Origin of the sequence: Janibacter cremeus, from assembly GCF_029395675.1 — a bacterium.
GTDB lineage: Bacteria > Actinomycetota > Actinomycetes > Actinomycetales > Dermatophilaceae > Janibacter > Janibacter cremeus_A.
In genome coordinates this window covers 2,567,381-2,584,633 of record NZ_CP115184.1, presented here as the reverse complement: position 1 = coordinate 2,584,633, position 17,253 = coordinate 2,567,381, and the positions used below count along the sequence as shown (strand labels likewise).

Annotated in this window: 21 protein-coding genes; 18 read left to right on the top strand and 3 right to left on the bottom strand. The window is 69.0% G+C overall.

The genetic code is table 11. The annotated features are described in order from the left end of the window. Positions 1-7 precede the first annotated feature (7 nt). Positions 8-1,063, top strand: coding sequence for an FHA domain-containing protein (locus O9K63_RS12300; protein WP_277238243.1), 1,056 nt, complete (start codon positions 8-10; stop codon positions 1,061-1,063). 60 nt (positions 1,064-1,123) lie between these two features. Here the strand turns inward: O9K63_RS12300 and O9K63_RS12295 are convergent, their stop codons facing one another. Beyond that, complete coding sequence (locus O9K63_RS12295; RefSeq protein WP_277238242.1) at positions 1,124-1,342, bottom strand: biotin/lipoyl-binding carrier protein; 219 nt, start codon at positions 1,340-1,342, stop codon at positions 1,124-1,126. A gap of 210 nt (positions 1,343-1,552) precedes the next feature. Here O9K63_RS12295 and O9K63_RS12290 point away from each other — a divergent pair, with 210 nt between their 5' ends. From O9K63_RS12290 to O9K63_RS12255, 8 genes are all read left to right on the top strand, one after another. Next, entirely contained in the window at positions 1,553-2,905 is a 1,353-nt protein-coding gene (locus tag O9K63_RS12290; protein WP_277238241.1) for a hypothetical protein, read from the top strand. Continuing rightward, positions 2,905-3,531: a hypothetical protein gene (locus O9K63_RS12285; protein WP_277238239.1), complete on the top strand. Its 627-nt coding sequence runs from the start codon at positions 2,905-2,907 to the stop codon at positions 3,529-3,531. The genes O9K63_RS12290 and O9K63_RS12285 overlap by 1 nt, the downstream gene beginning before the upstream one ends. 59 nt (positions 3,532-3,590) lie before the next feature. Next, the gene (locus O9K63_RS12280) at positions 3,591-3,986 is read left to right on the top strand and encodes a hypothetical protein (protein WP_277238237.1); all 396 of its coding nucleotides are present in this window, start codon (positions 3,591-3,593) and stop codon (positions 3,984-3,986) included. A gap of 18 nt (positions 3,987-4,004) precedes the next feature. Then, a complete protein-coding gene (locus O9K63_RS12275) occupies positions 4,005-4,550 on the top strand; it encodes a hypothetical protein (RefSeq protein ID WP_277238235.1) in 546 nt (181 codons plus the stop codon). Positions 4,551-4,563: 13 nt separating this feature from the next. Continuing rightward, positions 4,564-5,250 (top strand): prepilin peptidase, encoded by a 687-nt coding sequence (locus O9K63_RS12270; RefSeq protein WP_277238233.1) that lies wholly within the window; start codon positions 4,564-4,566, stop codon positions 5,248-5,250. Continuing rightward, positions 5,247-5,498, top strand: coding sequence for a hypothetical protein (locus O9K63_RS12265; protein ID WP_277238231.1), 252 nt, complete (start codon positions 5,247-5,249; stop codon positions 5,496-5,498). The genes O9K63_RS12270 and O9K63_RS12265 overlap by 4 nt, the downstream gene beginning before the upstream one ends. Before the next feature lie 216 nt (positions 5,499-5,714). Then, positions 5,715-6,356 carry a hypothetical protein gene (locus tag O9K63_RS12260; RefSeq protein WP_277238229.1) on the top strand — a complete coding sequence of 214 codons (642 nt, stop codon included), beginning with the start codon at positions 5,715-5,717 and terminating at the stop codon, positions 6,354-6,356. A gap of 2 nt (positions 6,357-6,358) precedes the next feature. Further along, positions 6,359-7,438, top strand: a complete 1,080-nt coding sequence (locus O9K63_RS12255; RefSeq protein ID WP_277238227.1) for an SGNH/GDSL hydrolase family protein — start codon at positions 6,359-6,361, stop codon at positions 7,436-7,438. A 19-nt stretch (positions 7,439-7,457) separates the two neighbouring features. Here the strand turns inward: O9K63_RS12255 and O9K63_RS12250 are convergent, their stop codons facing one another. Together O9K63_RS12250 and O9K63_RS12245 are read right to left on the bottom strand one after the other, a co-directional pair. Beyond that, complete coding sequence (locus O9K63_RS12250) at positions 7,458-7,871, bottom strand: hypothetical protein (RefSeq protein WP_277238225.1); 414 nt, start codon at positions 7,869-7,871, stop codon at positions 7,458-7,460. Positions 7,872-7,940: 69 nt separating this feature from the next. Further along, positions 7,941-8,465, bottom strand: a complete 525-nt coding sequence (locus O9K63_RS12245; RefSeq protein ID WP_277238223.1) for a hypothetical protein — start codon at positions 8,463-8,465, stop codon at positions 7,941-7,943. A 152-nt stretch (positions 8,466-8,617) separates the two neighbouring features. Here O9K63_RS12245 and O9K63_RS12240 point away from each other — a divergent pair, with 152 nt between their 5' ends. The 9 genes from O9K63_RS12240 to O9K63_RS12200 are packed head-to-tail and all read left to right on the top strand — an operon-like array spanning position 8,618 to position 17,149. Further along, positions 8,618-9,403, top strand: coding sequence for a hypothetical protein (locus O9K63_RS12240; protein ID WP_277238221.1), 786 nt, complete (start codon positions 8,618-8,620; stop codon positions 9,401-9,403). 26 nt (positions 9,404-9,429) lie between these two features. Beyond that, on the top strand, positions 9,430-10,131 hold the full coding sequence (cpaB, locus tag O9K63_RS12235) for a Flp pilus assembly protein CpaB (RefSeq protein WP_277238219.1): 702 nt from the start codon (positions 9,430-9,432) through the stop codon (positions 10,129-10,131). Next, a complete protein-coding gene (locus tag O9K63_RS12230) occupies positions 10,128-11,810 on the top strand; it encodes a P-loop NTPase (RefSeq protein WP_277238217.1) in 1,683 nt (560 codons plus the stop codon). The genes cpaB and O9K63_RS12230 overlap by 4 nt, the downstream gene beginning before the upstream one ends. Beyond that, positions 11,807-12,154, top strand: coding sequence for a TadE/TadG family type IV pilus assembly protein (locus tag O9K63_RS12225; RefSeq protein WP_277238215.1), 348 nt, complete (start codon positions 11,807-11,809; stop codon positions 12,152-12,154). Before O9K63_RS12230 ends, O9K63_RS12225 begins: the two co-directional genes overlap by 4 nt. After that, positions 12,151-13,497: a CpaF family protein gene (locus O9K63_RS12220; RefSeq protein ID WP_277238213.1), complete on the top strand. Its 1,347-nt coding sequence runs from the start codon at positions 12,151-12,153 to the stop codon at positions 13,495-13,497. The genes O9K63_RS12225 and O9K63_RS12220 overlap by 4 nt, the downstream gene beginning before the upstream one ends. Further along, entirely contained in the window at positions 13,494-14,414 is a 921-nt protein-coding gene (locus O9K63_RS12215) for a type II secretion system F family protein (protein WP_277238212.1), read from the top strand. Before O9K63_RS12220 ends, O9K63_RS12215 begins: the two co-directional genes overlap by 4 nt. Continuing rightward, positions 14,414-15,322 (top strand): type II secretion system F family protein, encoded by a 909-nt coding sequence (locus O9K63_RS12210; RefSeq protein ID WP_277238210.1) that lies wholly within the window; start codon positions 14,414-14,416, stop codon positions 15,320-15,322. The genes O9K63_RS12215 and O9K63_RS12210 overlap by 1 nt, the downstream gene beginning before the upstream one ends. Next, positions 15,315-16,490, top strand: coding sequence for a sensor histidine kinase (locus O9K63_RS12205; protein WP_277238208.1), 1,176 nt, complete (start codon positions 15,315-15,317; stop codon positions 16,488-16,490). The genes O9K63_RS12210 and O9K63_RS12205 overlap by 8 nt, the downstream gene beginning before the upstream one ends. Next, positions 16,487-17,149 carry a response regulator gene (locus O9K63_RS12200; protein WP_431190321.1) on the top strand — a complete coding sequence of 221 codons (663 nt, stop codon included), beginning with the start codon at positions 16,487-16,489 and terminating at the stop codon, positions 17,147-17,149. The genes O9K63_RS12205 and O9K63_RS12200 overlap by 4 nt, the downstream gene beginning before the upstream one ends. The last annotated feature ends 104 nt before the right edge of the window (positions 17,150-17,253 follow it).

The following is a 17,253-nucleotide window of genomic DNA, read 5'->3' as shown; positions in this document are numbered from 1 at the left end:
AGTGACGATGGAGACGAGGACCGAGGGCCGCGACGGCTGGGTCGAGCTCACCCGTGCGGGCGTCCACGTCCTGGCGAAGGGGGACGACGCCCTGCGCGACCGCCTCACCTCGGCACTCGACGCCGCCGGCGGCGACACCCCGGCCGACGTGCTGACCGACGAGCTGACGAGCGGTGGAGTGCGCCGGGCGCCGGACTTCGCCATCGTCGACGAGACCGATCGCCGCGTGCTGGTGCGCGGCGCGGCCCGCGTCCTGCTCACCGTCGACGAGACCACCCGGGAGGTGGTCGCCCCCGCGCGGGCACCGTGGATCGACGAGGACCTCGACGCGGACACCACGACGGCCGTGCTCTCCACCGGTGAGCCGGAGCCCGTCCCGGCAGAGCCCACCTCGACCCCCGAGTCGATGGCCCCGGCGGCCGTCTCCCCGGAGATGGCCCCGGAAGGTCCCCCTGCGGTGCAGGCACCGCGCCGTCCGCAGTTCGTCGAGGGGCATCTCGTGAGTGCCCGGGTCGCCACGGCAGAGCCGACCCGTCCCGACGAGGCCGCCCCCGCCGAGGAGGACCTCACCGCTGACGAGGCCCCCGCGTCCGAGGACGCCGTCCCCGGACGTGCCGCTGCGTCCGAGGAGGTGGACGCCCACGGTCCGGGTCCGTCGACGGGTGTCCTACCGGTTGTGGGCGAGGCGCCCGAGATGGACGCACCGCCAGCCCCGCGGCCGTCCGCACGACTCGTCCTCCCGACGGGAGAGGTCGTCGAGCTCGATCGTGGTGTCCTGATCGGTCGGGCCCCACGGGCGAGCGCTGGTATCGGCGCCACGGGCCAGCCCCACCTGGTGCGGGTGGCCAGCCCGGACAACGAGATCTCGCGCAGCCACGTCGAGGTGTACCCGGAGGGCGCGCAGGTCGTCGTCAGGGACCTCGGTTCGACGAACGGCACGACGCTGAGCGCTCCGCACGGACCGTCCCGACGGATGACGCCCGGCGAGCCGCAATCGATCGAGCCGGGGACGACCATCCGTCTCGCCGGCCAGGTCGCGGTGGTCCTCGGCGACGAGGACTGATCGGGAGGCACTCCCACGGCGAGGGCGGGGCCGGTCGGTCGACCTCCTTCGCCCGTCGGGTCAGTCGTCGATGACGACGAGGACCTCGCCCTCCTGGACGACGTCGCCGGCGGTGACCTTGACCTCGGCGATCCGACCGGGGCCCTCGGTGAGGACGGGGATCTCCATCTTCATCGACTCCAGGAGCACCAGCTCGTCACCGGCGGCAACCGTCTGCCCCTCGGTGACGTGCACGGAGATGACGTTCGCGACGAGCTCGGACTCGATCCTGTGACCCATGGCACACAGGTTACGGGTCCCCGAGGCGGATCCCGTCCTTGGGCCCTGATCCGGGCCCGAGGGCCCAAGACGCGGGCACTGACGTGATGGTTACATGTGGACGCGCCAGTTCTGCCGGAGGTCCCGGTAGTGGTCAGGACAGCAGGGGGATGGATGAGCCGGGGGTGGACGCGAAACCACCGCGAGCGAGGTGCGGTCAGTCTCGAACGGGTGGGAATCATCGTCGTCTCCGCGATGCTCGTGGGAGCGCTCGTGGTGGTGCTGACCCAGCGCACCCCTGTCGCGGAGAGCGCTCGCCAGGCCGTGTGCACCATCCTCAACCTGGGGCAGGGCGGGTGTGGATCCTCCGGTGGGGACGACACCGCGAAGCGACCCGAGCCGACGGAACCCTGCACCGTGACCGGGTCCTCCGGCAACGTCCACGGTCAGGTCTCCATCTCGGTGGTCACCCTGGAGAACGGGCGACAGTTCCAGATCGAGCAGCTCAGCGACGGGACCTACAAGCTGACCTTCAGCAAGGGCGAGGGTGCCGGCGTCGAACTCGGCGTGGGCGGTGGCATGTCATTGACCGTCGCCGACCGCACGGTCGGCAACCAGGCATCGGCTGACGTGGGCGCTGGTTTGTCCATCACCGAGGGTGAGGTCTACCACGCCGAGGACGAGGCCGAGATGCGCGATGTGGTGGAGGCCCACATCGCCGACGTCGCCAAGGACGAGCTGGTGGCCGAGTCCGGGCCCGTGCGCTGGCTGACCGACAAGGTGACCGAGGGAACCGGACTGACCAAGCCCCTTCCGGAAGCGGACGAGACGTTCTACGAAGGCGGGTTCTCGGTCAACGCGTCGGCCCAGGTGGCCAGTATCGGCACGGCCAACGCCGGAGTGAGTGCCGCCCAGGCCCTCGGATACCGGCAGTCCAAGGATGGCTCGAAAACGTTCTACCTGTCGTCCGAGGTCAGTGGGGAGGCCGGGCTGAACACCCTCGGGGTGGACACCGAGGGGGTTGACTTCAAGGGCGGTGACGTCGACGGCTCCATGAAGATGGTCACAGCAGTGACGGTGGATCCCGATGGTCAGGTGAGCTCCGTCGATGCCACGGTCACTGCCTCCGGTGAAGGGAGCGGCGTGGCCGCTGCGGCCTTCACCGGGGAGTACGAGGGCAAGGACATCGACACGTCGGCCGGCCGTTCGACGGTCTTCCAGACCTCGCTGCCCATGGACTCCGAGGACAACCAGGTGGCTGGCTGGTCCTTCCTCGCCAGCCAGGGCGTCAAGTCCGTCGGTGGCGCCACCGCAGCGGTCGCGCTGCCGGCCACGGTCCCCGTCGACCTGAACTACTTCAACCGGGTCCGACAGACCGGCAGCCTGACCCAGCAGGGCTACGATATGGCCGGCTCGACTCCGCTGGCCGGCAACGGCGGTGGCAAGGCCGGGCCCATCGCGCTGGCAGGTGCGGTGGATGTGTCGACCCAGACCGTCGACCTGACCGATGCGCAATACTGGGACGGATCGCAGATGTCCGAATGGACGAGTTGCAGCGGCGCCACGGCCGCGGGGGGTGACTGATGTCCGCCCGCCATCGCTCCATCGTGGCCGTGACCACGGCCCTGGTGGTGGTCATGGCTGCGTGCTCGTCCTCGGACGAGCCGGAGGAGGAGAGTGTGAACCCCTCACAGTCTGAGATGCAGCCCACCGGGACGCCGACGCCGTCGGTCACGCCGACTGCCGTGTCCTCGCAGTGGCGCACCGTCGAGGGGCCGGACTTCACCATCGGTGTCCCCGGCTCCTTCGAGGAGGAGATCGTCACGGCGGACAACGGTACGAAGGCCTACGTCTTCGACGCGCCACGGGCGGATGACGGGGACACCTCGCTGCAACGGGTGGCGGTCCTGCGGGACGTGAAGCCGAAGCAGGACGTCATCCAGCAGTCCTTCGTCCTGGAGGAGATGCAGTCGGTCAACAACGAGGACGAGGTGAAGCGCTCCGAGGTCACCTGGCCCGGCGCCGAGAAGGCCGTCCTCGTCCAGTGGACGAATCCTGTCGGCGGTGCAGGAGGCCAGCGCCGCGAGACGTGGCAGCTGATGGCCCAGATCGACTCGAACCTCATCCTCAACGTCGTGGCCATCGGTGACGCGGACACCTTCGAGGAGAGCGAGCTTCCGACGATCCTCGCGACCTTCAAGGGGGCGTGACGCGCGTGGTCCATGATCTCCATCCGTCGCCGACGACACACACTTGGACGACCAGGCGAATGGTTGGCGCCGTCCTGACCTGCTTGGTCCTCGTGGCCGCCGCCACCATCTTCGGCGTCGTCGGGTCGATCATCGGCATCATGGCCCTGAGCGTCCCCGTCGGTGCCGTGGTGCGCACCGTCCTCGTCCTCGGCACGGTGGCCCTGGTGCTCACCACGGGGTACCGCTGGTCGCGCGGCGGCCCGCGGACCCTGTGGCTCGTCGCCGGGCTGGTCGCGTACGTCCTCCTGCCGGCCGCGTGGAGCGGCAAGGCGCTGATCGCCACCGCATTCGGGTGGGAGGGCACCCTCGCATGGGTGGTGGATGCCTTGGTGTGGATGGTCGTCGTGGTCGTCACGGTCCGGTCCCGGCCGGCGATCGCCGACGAGCGCATCGACACCTCCGGACTGCGGTAGTCGGGCCCGCGCATCTCCATGACACCGTTCTCGTCGGTCCTGAAGCTCGTCCTGCTCGTCGCCGGCGCATCCCTGGTCATCGGCGGTGTCGCCTCGATCATCGTCGGGGGGGTGACCCTCGCACAGGGCAACGATCCGGTCCGTCTCACGGTCACCGAGGGGCCGGAGGTGGCCGTCCCCTCGGACTCCGGCCTTCTCGGTGGGTCGGTGATGGTCTACACCCCTGAGCCCGCGAGCGACTCGCCCCGCATGCTGGGCTGCGAACTCATCGAGGACGACGGCGACGTCGCCAGCGGCACCCGGATCGGGAACGTCGACTTCGCCCTCGGTGATCCGATCACCGTCGAGGGGACCACGTGGCACCCGTTCGCGCAGATCGAGCTACGGTCCGAGCCGGCGACGCTGACCTGCTCCGACGACACACTCTCCTCTGCGGCCCTGTCCGAGCAGTCCACCTTCGGCCGCTCCACCACGCTCATCGGACTCGTCGCCCTGGGAGCGGGGATCCTCGGGCTCGTGATGGGCATCCCGGCCCTGATCGCCGGATGGACGATCCGACGGTGACACGGATGGTTCGATGAGCGATGGCGTGCTCCCCTGGGTCGGGGTCGCGGCGCTCCTCGGCGGCGCGGTCGGTCTGTGGTGTGCCCGGTGGCTGCGCTCGCAGGCATACCGCTACGAGGACGAGGTGGACCTGCCGACCCGCCGGGTCGGCTGGGTGGTGCTCGCCTGCGTCCTTCTTCCAGCGCTCCTGGTGCTCGCGCGTCCGGACCAGCCCCTGCTCGTGACCGTGCAGTCCGTGGCCGCCATCGCCCTCGTCGTCCTCGGTGCCATCGACATCGACGTCTTCCGCCTGCCGGACATGATCACCTACCCGCTGGCGGCCGGGGTGGTGGTCGGCCTCCTCGGTGCAGCGCTCGTGGCGGACGACGTCGATGCCTGGGTGCGGGCCCTGATCTCGGGGCTCGCACTTGGTGGGTTCTACCTCGTCCTCGTCCTCGTGGGTGGTGGCGCGGGCATGGGCCTGGGGGACGCGAAGCTCGCACCGAGCCTGGGGATGCTGCTGGGTCACCTGTCCTGGGCGCATGTCCTGCTGGGCACCCTGAGCTCCTTCCTGCTCGCCGGTGTCGCCGCCGCCTACCTCGTGGTCTTCACCGGTGCCGGTCGCAAGTCCCACCTCGCCTTCGGCCCCTACCTCGTCGCCGGCACGCTGCTCGTCCTCGTGGCACCCGCCGTCGGCGCCCTGCTCCAGGAGATCTCATGAGAGCCGTCCCGGCACTCGCGCTGGTACTCAACCTGGTCGTCTGCTTCTGGGCCCTGACCAAGGGCTTCTACATCGAGCCCACGACGGCGGCGCTCGCGGAGTCGGCCCGGGGTCAACGCATGGCCCTGCTGGCGGTGCCGGGCCTGATCCTCGCCCTCGTCGGTCTCGTTCGTCGACGCTGGTCCCTGCCCGCGGGGATCCTCTCCGTGCTCCTCGGCCTCGGCGCCGCGCTCCTCGCCCTCCTCTAGCCCCACCGTTCCGGGCCGGGCCCCCTTCGCCCGGATCGTCGTGGGTCCCTGGCCCCACCAGCAGGCGGGCCCACAACCGGGCCCGTGGCCCCTGTCCGCGCGGTTCGCATCCTTCTACCTTCGATCAGGACGCAGCCCCGGGGTGGCCCGGGATCGAAGGAGAACGAAGGCATGGGCGGTCGAGCCACAAGTAGGACACCACGGGCGGTGCCCGCAGTGCGTCGCGCTGCCGCGGTGGCGGTGGGTGCACTGGTGCTCGGCCTGAGCGGCTGCGGGGACGAGCCGGCTCGGGAGTCGACCGCGCGGACGGCCCAGACGTCCGCGGCGCCGACCGGTCCGGACGCGCGACCGGTCGCCGACCGGTTTGTCTCCGCCGACGACCTCCCCGGAACGTGGCGGGACAGTGACCCACCCGGCCCCGGCTTCAAGCAGCTCGTCTGCGGTGTCGACATCGAGCCGCAGAAGCCGGTCGATGGTGGCGCCATCCGGTACTCGCAGGGGGGTCTGGGCCCCTTCCTCGCCCAGCACGTGCGCATCCACTCGGATTCCACGACGCCGGCGGCGGTGGTCCGCGACCTCAAGGCATCCCTTCCCGGATGCTCGTCATACGAGACCAAGGGCAACAAGACGGACAGTCCGACCGTGCGCTTCGACGTCGAGCCCCTGGAGGTCGCGGGGCTGCCGGCCAACGCCGTGGCCTGGCGCCAGACGGCGACCACGGGAGCCGGCCCGACCACCGACATGGTCCTCCTGAGCGACGACCATGCCCTGGTCGCCTACACCTCGTACGCGCTCAAGGACCACCCCGACCCGCAGGTCCTCGAGGACGCCGTCGGGGCCTTCGACCGGACGGACTGATCGTGCGGTCGCGGGGGTACCGCTCGAGGGCGGCGGAGCAGGGGGCCGCCGCCCTCGAGCGGGTCGGCCTGACGATCGTCACGGCGATTCTCGTCGCGGGAGTCATCGTGACACTCAGCAGCGCCCAGCTGCCGACGGTCGTGGGCAGTGCCGTGTGCCAGGTCCTCGACCGGGACAGCTGCCCTCCCGATGATTCGACGGCCACCCCGCTGGAGCGGGCCACGTGGGGGGAGTACGTGGCCCTGGGTGACAGCTATGCCTCTGGTGAGGGTGCCGGCGACTACGACCCGGACACCGACTACGACCACGGTGACGAGTGGGACCGGGACAACTGGGGAGATGACGAGCGCAATCGGTGCCACCGTTCGGGAAACGCCTATGCCGAGGTGATCCAGCGCGGGGGGACGGGCATCACCTTCCACGGGGGGTCCACCTTCGCCGCGTGCTCCGGTGCCACGCAGGGCGACCTCACCGACTCCAACGCCTCCAACGACCACGAGGACCCGCAGCTGGACGAGCTCGACGACGACGTCTCCCTCGTCACGTTGTCCATCGGCGGCAACGACCTCGGCTTCGGCACGGTCGTCGCGGACTGCATCATCAACGGGGAGAGCGGGATCCCCATACTCGACTCGTGCCGTGACAAGCACGCGGACCGGATCGAGGAGCGTCTGGAGACGCTGCACGGCGAACTCGTGGACACCTATGACGAGATCCAGGAGCGGGCCCCCGACGCCCGGGTCGTCATCGTCGGTTACCCGGAGCTCTTCGGGCAGAACCCCCGGGACAGCCTCGGCAACCTGCTCTTCGCCGAGGACCAGGCGTGGATGAACGAGCAGGCGGGTGAGCTCAACGACATGTTGCGGTCGGCTGCGCGTGAGGCGGGGGTGGAGTTCATCGACCCGACGGCGGCCTTCCGCGGGCACGGGATCGGCTCCGACGATCCCTGGATCAACGACCTGAACTGGGGCGGACCCGGCCTGTCGCTGGTCGACCCCGGCAGTTTCCACCCCAACGCCCAGGGCCACGACGCCCTGGCCGACCTCGTCGAGGAGCAGATCAGGCAGCCGGCATTCCCGTGAGAGAGCGGGCGTCCCGGCGTCAGCGCATGAGGTAGACGTGGTCGATGGACCCGCCCGAACAGACGACCTTCATCGGGGCCGTGTAGTCCTCCACCTGGGCGACCGGGTACAGGGTCGTGCCGCCGATGGTGGTCGTGTCCGTCGTGTCCGGGTCGGCGAGGGACGGCATCCCCTCTCCGGTGACGCTGCACAGGCCGGGGTCGGGCCCATCGCCGGGACGCGGATCGGCGGACCCGGAACCAGAGACCCACACCACGGCCGTTCCTTCGCCGACCTGCACCCGGGTGGCCTGTCCCGCCATGGAGTCGGCCAGGAGCTCGGGCTCGGCGGAGCCCTTTCCGGCAAGGACCGTGAGGACCACGATGACCGCCACGAGGATCATGCCACCGACCGCGAGCGCGGCCTTGACGATGGTGGGGCTGAGCGTGTGCATCGGGTTTCCCTTCCCTGACATCTCCCCGGTCCGTCGCGAGGCTACCCGGTTGTCGGTGCGGATGTGGGGTCAGGCAAAGCGGCCCAACCCCCGGGAGCGGGGATGGATGAGTGCACCGGCACCTGCCAGCGCGACGCCCCCGACGACGAGCGCCATCGGGATCCGCGGGTATCCCGCCTCGGTCGGCAACGACCAGACCACGGACTCCGCAGGCAGGTCCGAGCAGGAGAGGCGATCGGTGTCGGTCGTCCTGCCGATGCGCAGGGCGGGCACGAGTGCTTGACCTTCCTGCACCCGCGTGCCCGTGCGCTCGATGTCACCGGGAGTGTCCAGCGGTCGCCGTCCGTCCGACGTCGACAACGCGCAACCCCACCGTGCCGGCGTGGTGTCGTCGACCGTGCTCTCGTGGACGAAGAGCGTGACGCCGGGGTCGAAGAGCGGGGTCGAGCCGATCCGGACCGCGGAGTCGGGGGTCACCCGGGTCGGTGGGTTGCGGTCCAGCTGCCAGGCGTAGGACCCGACGCCGATGGCCACCAGGGCTGCCAGGAAGAGCGTCGTGCTGACGACGACGGCCGTCCGGTGTGCTCGATCCAAGCTGGTACGCCGACGGGTGGCCCGTCGTCTCCTCGCCATGGTCGAAAGTTCCCCCTCGAGTTGTCAGATTCCGCACATCCTCTACTATTTCGAACGGTTCCGTACGACGAGCAGGCGTCAGATGGACCATCCGGAGTGTCAGGGGGCGCTGTATGCGGCTTGCGGTCGCCGTGGTCGACGGGACGCAGTCCGAGGTGACCGTGCGCACCTGGGTGCGCGGGGATCTGCCGCTCATCGTCGTCTCCGCCCACGACCCCGTCGCGCTCACGCACTGGGTCGAGGGCACGTCGACGACGCACGTCGTCGTGCTGACCCGGCCGGAGACGCGCTCGCAGGCCAGGTTGCAGACGACCATCGCCGCCGGACAGCACCCGGACATCGCCTTCTGCGTGCTCGAGCGCGAGGTCTCGCTGCTGGCGTTGGGAGCGTGCGGGATGACCGCCCTGGAGAGCCGCCCCGACTCTCCCGGGGTCGTCGCCCAGCTCCAGTCGATGCTCGCGACGACGGACTCGGGTGTCTGGCTCCGACGGGTCCACCGGCTGCGCTCCCCCCAGCCGAGGTTCAGCCAGCACCTTCGCTCGATGCTGCCGGGAGGCCGTGGGTACGTCGCGACGATGAGTCCGGATCGCATGGTCGTCTCCGCGGCCGGGGCCGCGGATGCGCTCGTCCCGCACGACGGCCACCTCGTCAGCGAGGAGACGGAGGACGCGATGGCCACGGCGGTGCTCTCCGAGGTCTTCGGCGCGCAGTCGAGCACCTTGCCCCCGGTGGGCTCGACTGCTGCCCGGTACGGGGCCAGCGGCGTCGAGTACGCCCGTCTCGGGCGCGATGACGCCTTGCCCACCCACACCTGCCCCGTATGCGCGCTCACGGTGGGTGGCCACGTCTGCCCCTTCTGTCGCGTCCGGCTCGACCATGAATCCCAGGAGACCGCGTGAATCCCCGCCAACGTCGAGGACTGGTGATGATCATCATCGCCGCGCTCGTCGCCATCGCCACCTTCTTCGTCGTCACCGGCTATGTGGCGTCGGTCAACAGCCAGGTGGGGTCCAGGGTGACCGTGTACCGGGCCACGGAGGCCATCGAGCCCTACACGCCGCTCGGCGCCCAGAACGTCGAGCCCGTCGAGGTGCCCGCTCGGTGGGCCGCGGATTCGTCCGTGCTGAGCATGAGCGACCTGCAGGGGCGACGGATCGGATTCCGGGTGAACCCCGGGAGCACCGTCAGCTCGGACATGCTCATCCCGAGCTCCAGCCTCGACCGGGACGAGCGCGAGATCGCGATCAACGTCAACGCGGTCACCGGTGTCGCGGGCCGCGTCCGCCCCGGGGACCGGGTCGACATCATCGCCGTGTTCGGTGAGGTTCCCGGCCTACCGGCCAGCGTGAAGATGGTCGACAAGGACGTGCGCGTCGTGTCCATCGCCGGCAAGCAGACGGTCACCAAGTCGAACCAGGGGGGATTGACCGAGCAGGAGGTCATCCCCGTCACGCTGGCGTTGTCGCCGGAGAAGACCATGGCCGTGACCTACGCCGCCGCCTTCGCCGACGAGGTGCGCCTGGTGGCGCTGCCGAGCGATGTCGGTGTCGACCGGCAGAGCGACGTGGAGGAGTTCGATGCCGGTGACCTCGGAGGCAAGGCCGTGACCGAAGGGGAGAACCAGTGACCAGCGTCATCATCGGGACACCGGACCCGAATCTCGCCTCCGACCTCTCGGGGATCCTCGACGAGCAGGGGGACTACGAGGTCGAGGCGATCACCGAGACGACGGACGCGCTCCTGGAGCGGTCACGCCGTCTCAACCCGATGGTCGTTCTCGTCGACGAGAACCTCGGCCCGCAGCCGACGAGCGTCATCGTTGGAGAGCTGAGTCGACGGTCACCCGGGACCTCGGTCCTCGTGATCTCCGCCATCCGCACCCACGAGAAGACGATCCAGGTGATGTCTGCCGGCGCGCGCGGGGTCATCGGTTACCCCTTCGCGTACGAGGATGTGGCCACCCACCTCGACACGGCCATCGGATGGGCCATCTCCATGCGCTCCGTGCTCGAGGGGGTGGAGGTCACCGCCGGGCGGCGAGGCAAGGTGGTGGCCGTGGTGGGCGCGAAGGGAGGCGTCGGCACCACGACCGTCGCGACGCACATGGCGCTCGACCACCTCATGGAGAACCCGGACGCACGCGTCTGCGTCGTCGACGCGGACGTGGAGAAGGGCGACGTCAGTGCGCTCCTGGAGGTTCGGCAGGCCGTGTCGATCGCCAACGTCGCCCGGGTCTCCGACGACATGACTGCGCAGACAGTCAGGGACGCGCTGGTCCACCACGAGACCGGGTTGTACATGATGCTCGCGCCGGTGGACGTCCGGGAGGCGGAGTACGTGACCCCGGACGCCCTGCGCGCCATCATCGAGCTTCTCCGTCGCGACTTCGACCTCGTCGTCGTGGACGGCGGTGGACACGTCTCGCCGACCCAGGCAGCGGTCGTCGAAGCCGCCGGCACGACGCTGGTCGTGACGACCGCTGACGTGCTCGCGGTACGGGCGATGCGCAAGCGGATGCAGGCATGGGAAGCGCTGGGTGTCACCGACGAGGCCTCCTGCATGATCCTCGTGAACCAGGTCGACAAGGGGAGTCTCTTCCCCAGCTCGGCCGTGGCGAAGCTGACCACCGCCAGCGTCCTGGGGACCACGATCCCGCTGAGCCCGCGGGTCCTCGAGCAGGCCATCAACGATCGCGACCCGCGATCGGTCACGGAGTCCGGTTGGTGGCGCCTGATCCGTGCCATCCGGTCCGACCTGGCGCTCTCGGATGCCGGGAGCAGGACCACTCCGGCGGACCCCTCGGTGAAGCCGGAAGGAGGTCGGCGACGACGCAAGGAACGCAAGGCCACGGCGGTGGGGACCGAGCCGACCCCAGCCGTCGCCGAGGCGGCGGAGAGCAACGCGGAGAACGACACCCCTCCGGGCGAGATGGTCGCATCGTCGTCGACAGGGTCGGTCGCGACGAGCCGGCGGGAGCGGGGCGCCGTGGCCCTCGAGAACGCCGCCATGACCCCCCTCGCCCTCGTACTCGCCGTCTTCGGCTGGCAGCTCGCGGTCACCGGTTTGACCTTCATCTACACCGGACACGCCAGTGGGGCTGCTACCCGGGAGTGGGCGATCACGAGCGATGTGCACGATGCCCGGGCCGAGGCTCGTGACGCCGTGCCCGAGCCCTTCCGGTCAGGCTTGGACGTGAGTGCCCACGCCGAGAGCGTCACCGTGAACATGAGCATTCCGGCATCCTTCGACGTCCCCGGCCTGCCCCAACAGCTGTCGGTGACCGAAGGGGTGGTGATGGAACCATGACGAGGACTCGAGAGCGAGGCGCCGCTGCGCTCGAAGTCGCCGGCACGCTGCCGATCCTCCTGCTGTCGGCACTGATCGCGCTCCAGGTCGGGGTTGTCGGCTGGACCGTCGTCGAGACCGCGGATGCTGCCCGAGCAGGTGCCCGGGCGCACAGTGTGGGAGTGGACCCCAAGGAGGCAGTCCGTGGGTCCTTGGGTGGCATGCTCGAGCCGATGGCGTCCTCCTCGGGTACGAGGACCCCCGGGGAGGGTTACCGCTACACCGTCGAGGTGGAGATCCCGACAGTCGTGCCCTTCTCGTTGGGATCCGTCACCAGATCGGTCGAGATGCCGGTGACCGAATGAGCCGCTCGTACACCTCCTTCATCGGCGACAGCCCCATCGGTCAGGCAACCGAGGACGAGTCCCAGGTCGCCTTCTTCCGCCGCTTGCTGCTCGAGGAGGTCGACCTCCACGAGCTGAACCAGCTGGATGCCAACCAGCGCCGGGCTCGACTGGAGCGGGTCATCGCCCACCTCGTGTCCCGAGAAGGCGTCGTCGTCTCCGCGAGTGAACGCAATCAGCTCATCCGTCGTGTCGTCGACGAAGCCGTGGGCCTGGGCGTTCTCGAGCCGATTCTCGCCGATCCGGAGGTCAGCGAGGTCATGATCAACGGTCACGACACGATCTTCGTCGAGCGTGCTGGCCGTCTCGAGCGCTGGCCGGCACCCTTCAGCAGCGAGGAGCAGCTCCTTCAGACCATCGACCGGATCGTCTCGACGGTCAATCGTCGTGTCGACGAGTCGAGTCCCATGGCCGATGCTCGTCTCCCCGCCGACAGTCGCATGCCCCGAGGCGCACGAGTCAACGTCGTGCTCCCGCCACTGGCTCTCAACGGTCCGACTGTGACGATCCGTCTCTTTCCGCGAGCGCTGAGTCTGCAGACACTCATCCGTGAGCACCAGAGCCTCGACGAGCGTTCTGCGGCCTTGCTCCAGGCGTGCGTCCATGCCCGTCTCAACGTCGTCGTCTCCGGGGGCACCGGGTCCGGCAAGACGACCCTCCTCAATGCCCTGTCCTCCTTCATCCCGCGGCACGAGCGGATCGTGACCATCGAGGACGCGGCCGAGCTGAGCCTGGACCAGCCGCACACGATCCGCCTCGAGACCCGCCCTCCGAACGTCGAGGGTCGGGGTCAGGTGACCATCCGTGACCTCGTGCGCAACTCCCTTCGGATGCGGCCCGATCGCATCATCGTCGGTGAGTGTCGTGGCGGTGAGGCGCTGGACATGCTCCAAGCGATGAACACCGGTCACGACGGGTCACTGACCACCGTGCACGCCAACTCCACCGATGATGCGCTGGCGCGCCTCGAGACCTTGGCTGCGATGAGTGAGGTGGACATCCCCTTCCACGCCCTGCGCTCACAGACGAACTCGGCGATCGACGTCATCGTCCAGCTGGGTCGACAACGCGACGGCACTCGTCGGATCGTCGAGATCTGCTACGTCGCCAGTCGACGCCAGGAGGAATTCAACCTCGTCCCGCTGATGACCTTCGACGCCCGTGCCGAGAACCCGGACCGTTCGACGGGGGTCTTCGTCCAGCACGAGATCCCGCAGGCGTTCCTCGAGCGGCTGCGCCACGGCCACGTCGACACGACGCCCTTCGAGACCTCGATCCAGCCCGGGTCCGAGGCGATGTCATGACCGTCCCGGTCATCATCGGCGGTTCGGTTCTCGCCGTGCTCCTCGTCGTCCTCGGCGTCCGTGATCTCGTCGAGCTGTCGGCCGATCGTCGACGCGCGGTACTCCGTGCGGAGAGCACCCGACTCAGTGATGACGCCTCCCTCCTGGAGGACCTGGACCGGCGGCTGGGACGGACCCGGCTGGGACGATGGCTGAAGAACGAGCTCGACATCGCCGGCGTGGTCGTCCGTCCGGTACTCGTCCTGGCTGGGGCTGTGGGCGTGGGCGTCGTCGTCACCTACGTCCTGTGGAACTTCGTGGCTCCGACGCTGGCGCTCCTCGGCCTCGTCGCCGGGTACCTCGCCCTGCGGTGGTATCTCCAGCGGGAACAGGTGCGGCGTCGGGAGAAGTTCACCGCGCAGCTGCCCGAGCTGGCCCGTGTCCTGGCCAACGCGAGCTACGCGGGGCTCTCGATGCCCACCGCTGTCGCCATCGCGGGTGACGAGCTCACCGAACCGGCTCGGACCGAGCTCGGTCGCGTGGCCAACGCGATGAAGTTCGGTGCGTCTCTCGACTCGGCCCTGGCCGAGCTGAAGGACCGCGTCGGGACGCGCGAGAGCAACGTGCTCATCTCCACGTTGATCGTCTCCGCCCGTTCCGGAGGCTCGCTCGTGTCCGCGCTGCGTGACATCGCCGAAGCGCTCGACCAGCGCAAGGAGACCCGCCGCGAGGTGCAGACCGTCCTGTCGCAGGCGGTGGCGACGTCCAACATGATCGTCCTCGTCGGTTTCGCCATTCTCTTCCTGCTCAACGCCATCGAGGCCGGCACGGTCCAGAAGATGACGACGGACATCGTCGGTCAGGTGGTCCTGATCACTGCCGGGCTGCTCTTTGCGCTGGGTGTTCTCGCCATCCGACGCATGACGAAGGTCGAATGATGAGCTTTCTCGTCGGTGCCATCCCCGGACTCGTCGCCCTCCTCGTCGTGGTGCTGGTCTTCCGCGGGTACCACCTGCTGCGGTCGGACCCCTCTGAGCACCTGCTCGCCGAGGACCTCGTCCTCCTCAGGGGCGAGGAGCGCAAGCGGGGAGAGGGCGAGAGCGCCTTCCAGCGCGTCGCGTCGGCCCTTGGGTCGAAGATGCGAGCATGGTTGCCACCCAAGGTGATCAGGTGGCTGCAGCGGCAGGTGGACGTCGCCGGACGCCCCAACGGGATGAGTGTCGACTCGATCCTGTCGAACTCGGCCCGGTGGATGATCATCCTCACGCCCGTGGTGGTCATCGCGGTCCTCCAGGCCAACGTCGTGCAGGTCATCCTGGCGATTGCCGCGGTCATCGTCCTCCCGCTGTCCAGGCTCTCCGGGATGGCGCGCAAACGACGGGAGCAGATCGATCGGGACCTGCCGGACTTCCTCGACGTCCTCGCCGTCACGGTCAGTGCGGGCGTGGGCTTCCGTTCGGCGTTGGGGACAGTCGCCCACCGATTCGAAGGCCCGATCGGTGACGAGATCACGACGGTTCTGCACCAGATCAACAACGGGGCCACTGTGCGATCGGCCTTCACCTCCATGCGGCAGCGGACCGATTCTGCGGCGATGGACGAGTTCGTCACCGCCTACCTGCAATCAGAGGAGCTCGGCGCGCCTCTGGTGGACACGCTCAACCAGATCGCGGCAGAGATGCGCAAGGCAGCGGCCCAGCGCATGCGCCAGCTCGCCGCCCGAATCGAGCCACGGGTGACCATGGTGGTCACGACCGTCATGGTGCCGGCAACGATCATCCTCATCGTCGGCGGTATGTATGTGGCAGTCGGTGGTGACCAGTTGGGGTCGTTGCTCGGTGGCTGATGTCCACGGGGTGCCCCGGCTGCTGGTGTCCGTCACCCAGACGGCCTTCGTCGTCCGTCTGGTCGGGCTCTTGGCCACGTTGGTCCTGATCATGGGCCGGGAGCTGACGCCGGCGATCCTCGTCGGCGTCGTGGCCGCCGGACTGACCTCGTACCTCGGGCTTGCTCGTCCCGAGTACCTGTCCCTCGTCAGTCGTCACCCGGCCCTGGCCCTGGCCGACCTGGTGCTCATGGCGGTCGCGGTCGGGTTCGCCGGCGTCGACTCCCCGCTCGTCCTCGTCTTGCTGCCGACCGCCCTCCTGCTCGGCCTGTGGATCGACCGCGTCGCGGGCGGAATCGTCATCGTGTGCCTGCTGGCGGTCTACCTCCTCGGCCTGCAGGCCACCACCCCCGTCGACCAGGGAAGTTTCACGGTCACGGCCATCCTCCCCTTCGTCTTCATCATCCTGTGGTTGCTGGGTCTGGTCATCGCCACGGCCGTCGAGGGAGAGCGTCGGGCACAGGCCGTCGTCCGGGATGCCATTGCCAACGCCGCGGCGTCGAGCGAGCGAACGGCGATTGCGCGGGAGATCCACGACTCGATGGCGAAGTCCCTGCAGGGGATCGTCATGACGAGCGCGGCCCTGCCCACCCTGATGGAGCGGGACCCCACGGGTGCGCGTGAGCACGCGTCACAGCTGCAGGCGATGACGACCCAGGCAGTGCACCAGCTCCGTCAGATCATGTCCTCGCTGCGGGAGCGCTCGTCGGACCAGACACTGTCCTCGGCAGTCGCGGAAGCAGCCATGGCCTGGCAGGCAACCAGCGGACGAACCGTCGAGCTTGCGGTGCGTCAGGACCTCGACACGGAAGACGATGCCGTGCGGTACGAGCTGGTGCACAGCCTCACCGAGGCGCTGGACAATGTGCGTCACCATGCAGGGCCGTGCCGGGTCGTGGTGGCCCTGGAGTGTCCGAGCACGGATCGACTGGTCCTGAAGGTCAGCGACGACGGTGTCGGCATGTCTGCCCACGCACTGACCGAGGCCGCGTTGGCCGGTCATCACGGGGTCGTCGGCATCCGGGAACGAATGGCTCGTATCGGCGGCCTGGCCGACGTCGTCTCCGTGCCCGGCCGGGGCACGACCGTCACGTTGAGCGTCCACAGGGAAGGGCTGATCGAGCGGTGAGCACGAGGTTGCGAATCCTGATCGTCGATGACAGTCCGGTGGTGCGCATGGGGCTTAAGGCGTTGTTGTCTACGGAGGATGATCTCGAGGTCGTCGCCGAGGCAGCCGACGGCGACGAGGCACTGGCACTTGCGGCCGAGGCCGAGCCCGACGTGGTCCTGCTCGACGTGCGGATGCCCAAGCGTGACGGCGTCTCCGTCACGACCGAGCTGTCGGCGACGGCCACGGTGATCATGATGACCTTCACCGACGAAGCTCACGTCATCCAGGAGGTGCTCCGTCGAGGAGCGAGCGGATACCTCGTTCACGGGACGTTCGACGCCCAGTTCCTGGCATCGATGATCCGGCAGTGTGCAGCGGGTGCCGGCGCCTTCTCGGGGCCGGCTCTCACGGCGCTGCGGGGGGACAGCGATGACCGGGACGACGCCGCCACGCAGGTCTCCTCGCAGACGGTGACACGGGTTGGTGCCCAGACGACGACGCTCAGTCCGCGCCAGGTGGAGGTCATGGATCTGGTGGCGCAGGGACGAACGAACCAGCAGATCGCCCGAGAGCTGTTCCTGGCGGAGAAGACCGTCAAGAACCACATCAACGCGATCTTCGCCGAGCTCGGGGTGGTCACGCGGGCCGAGGCGATCGTGCTCTGGTTGCGCCATTGACTGGGCCCGTGGGCCCACAGTGATCTTGGGCCCGAGGACGGGCCCGAGGACCCTGCGGGCGAGAGCCGGTCGACCGTAATGTCTTCTCTGTCAACAGGGACGAA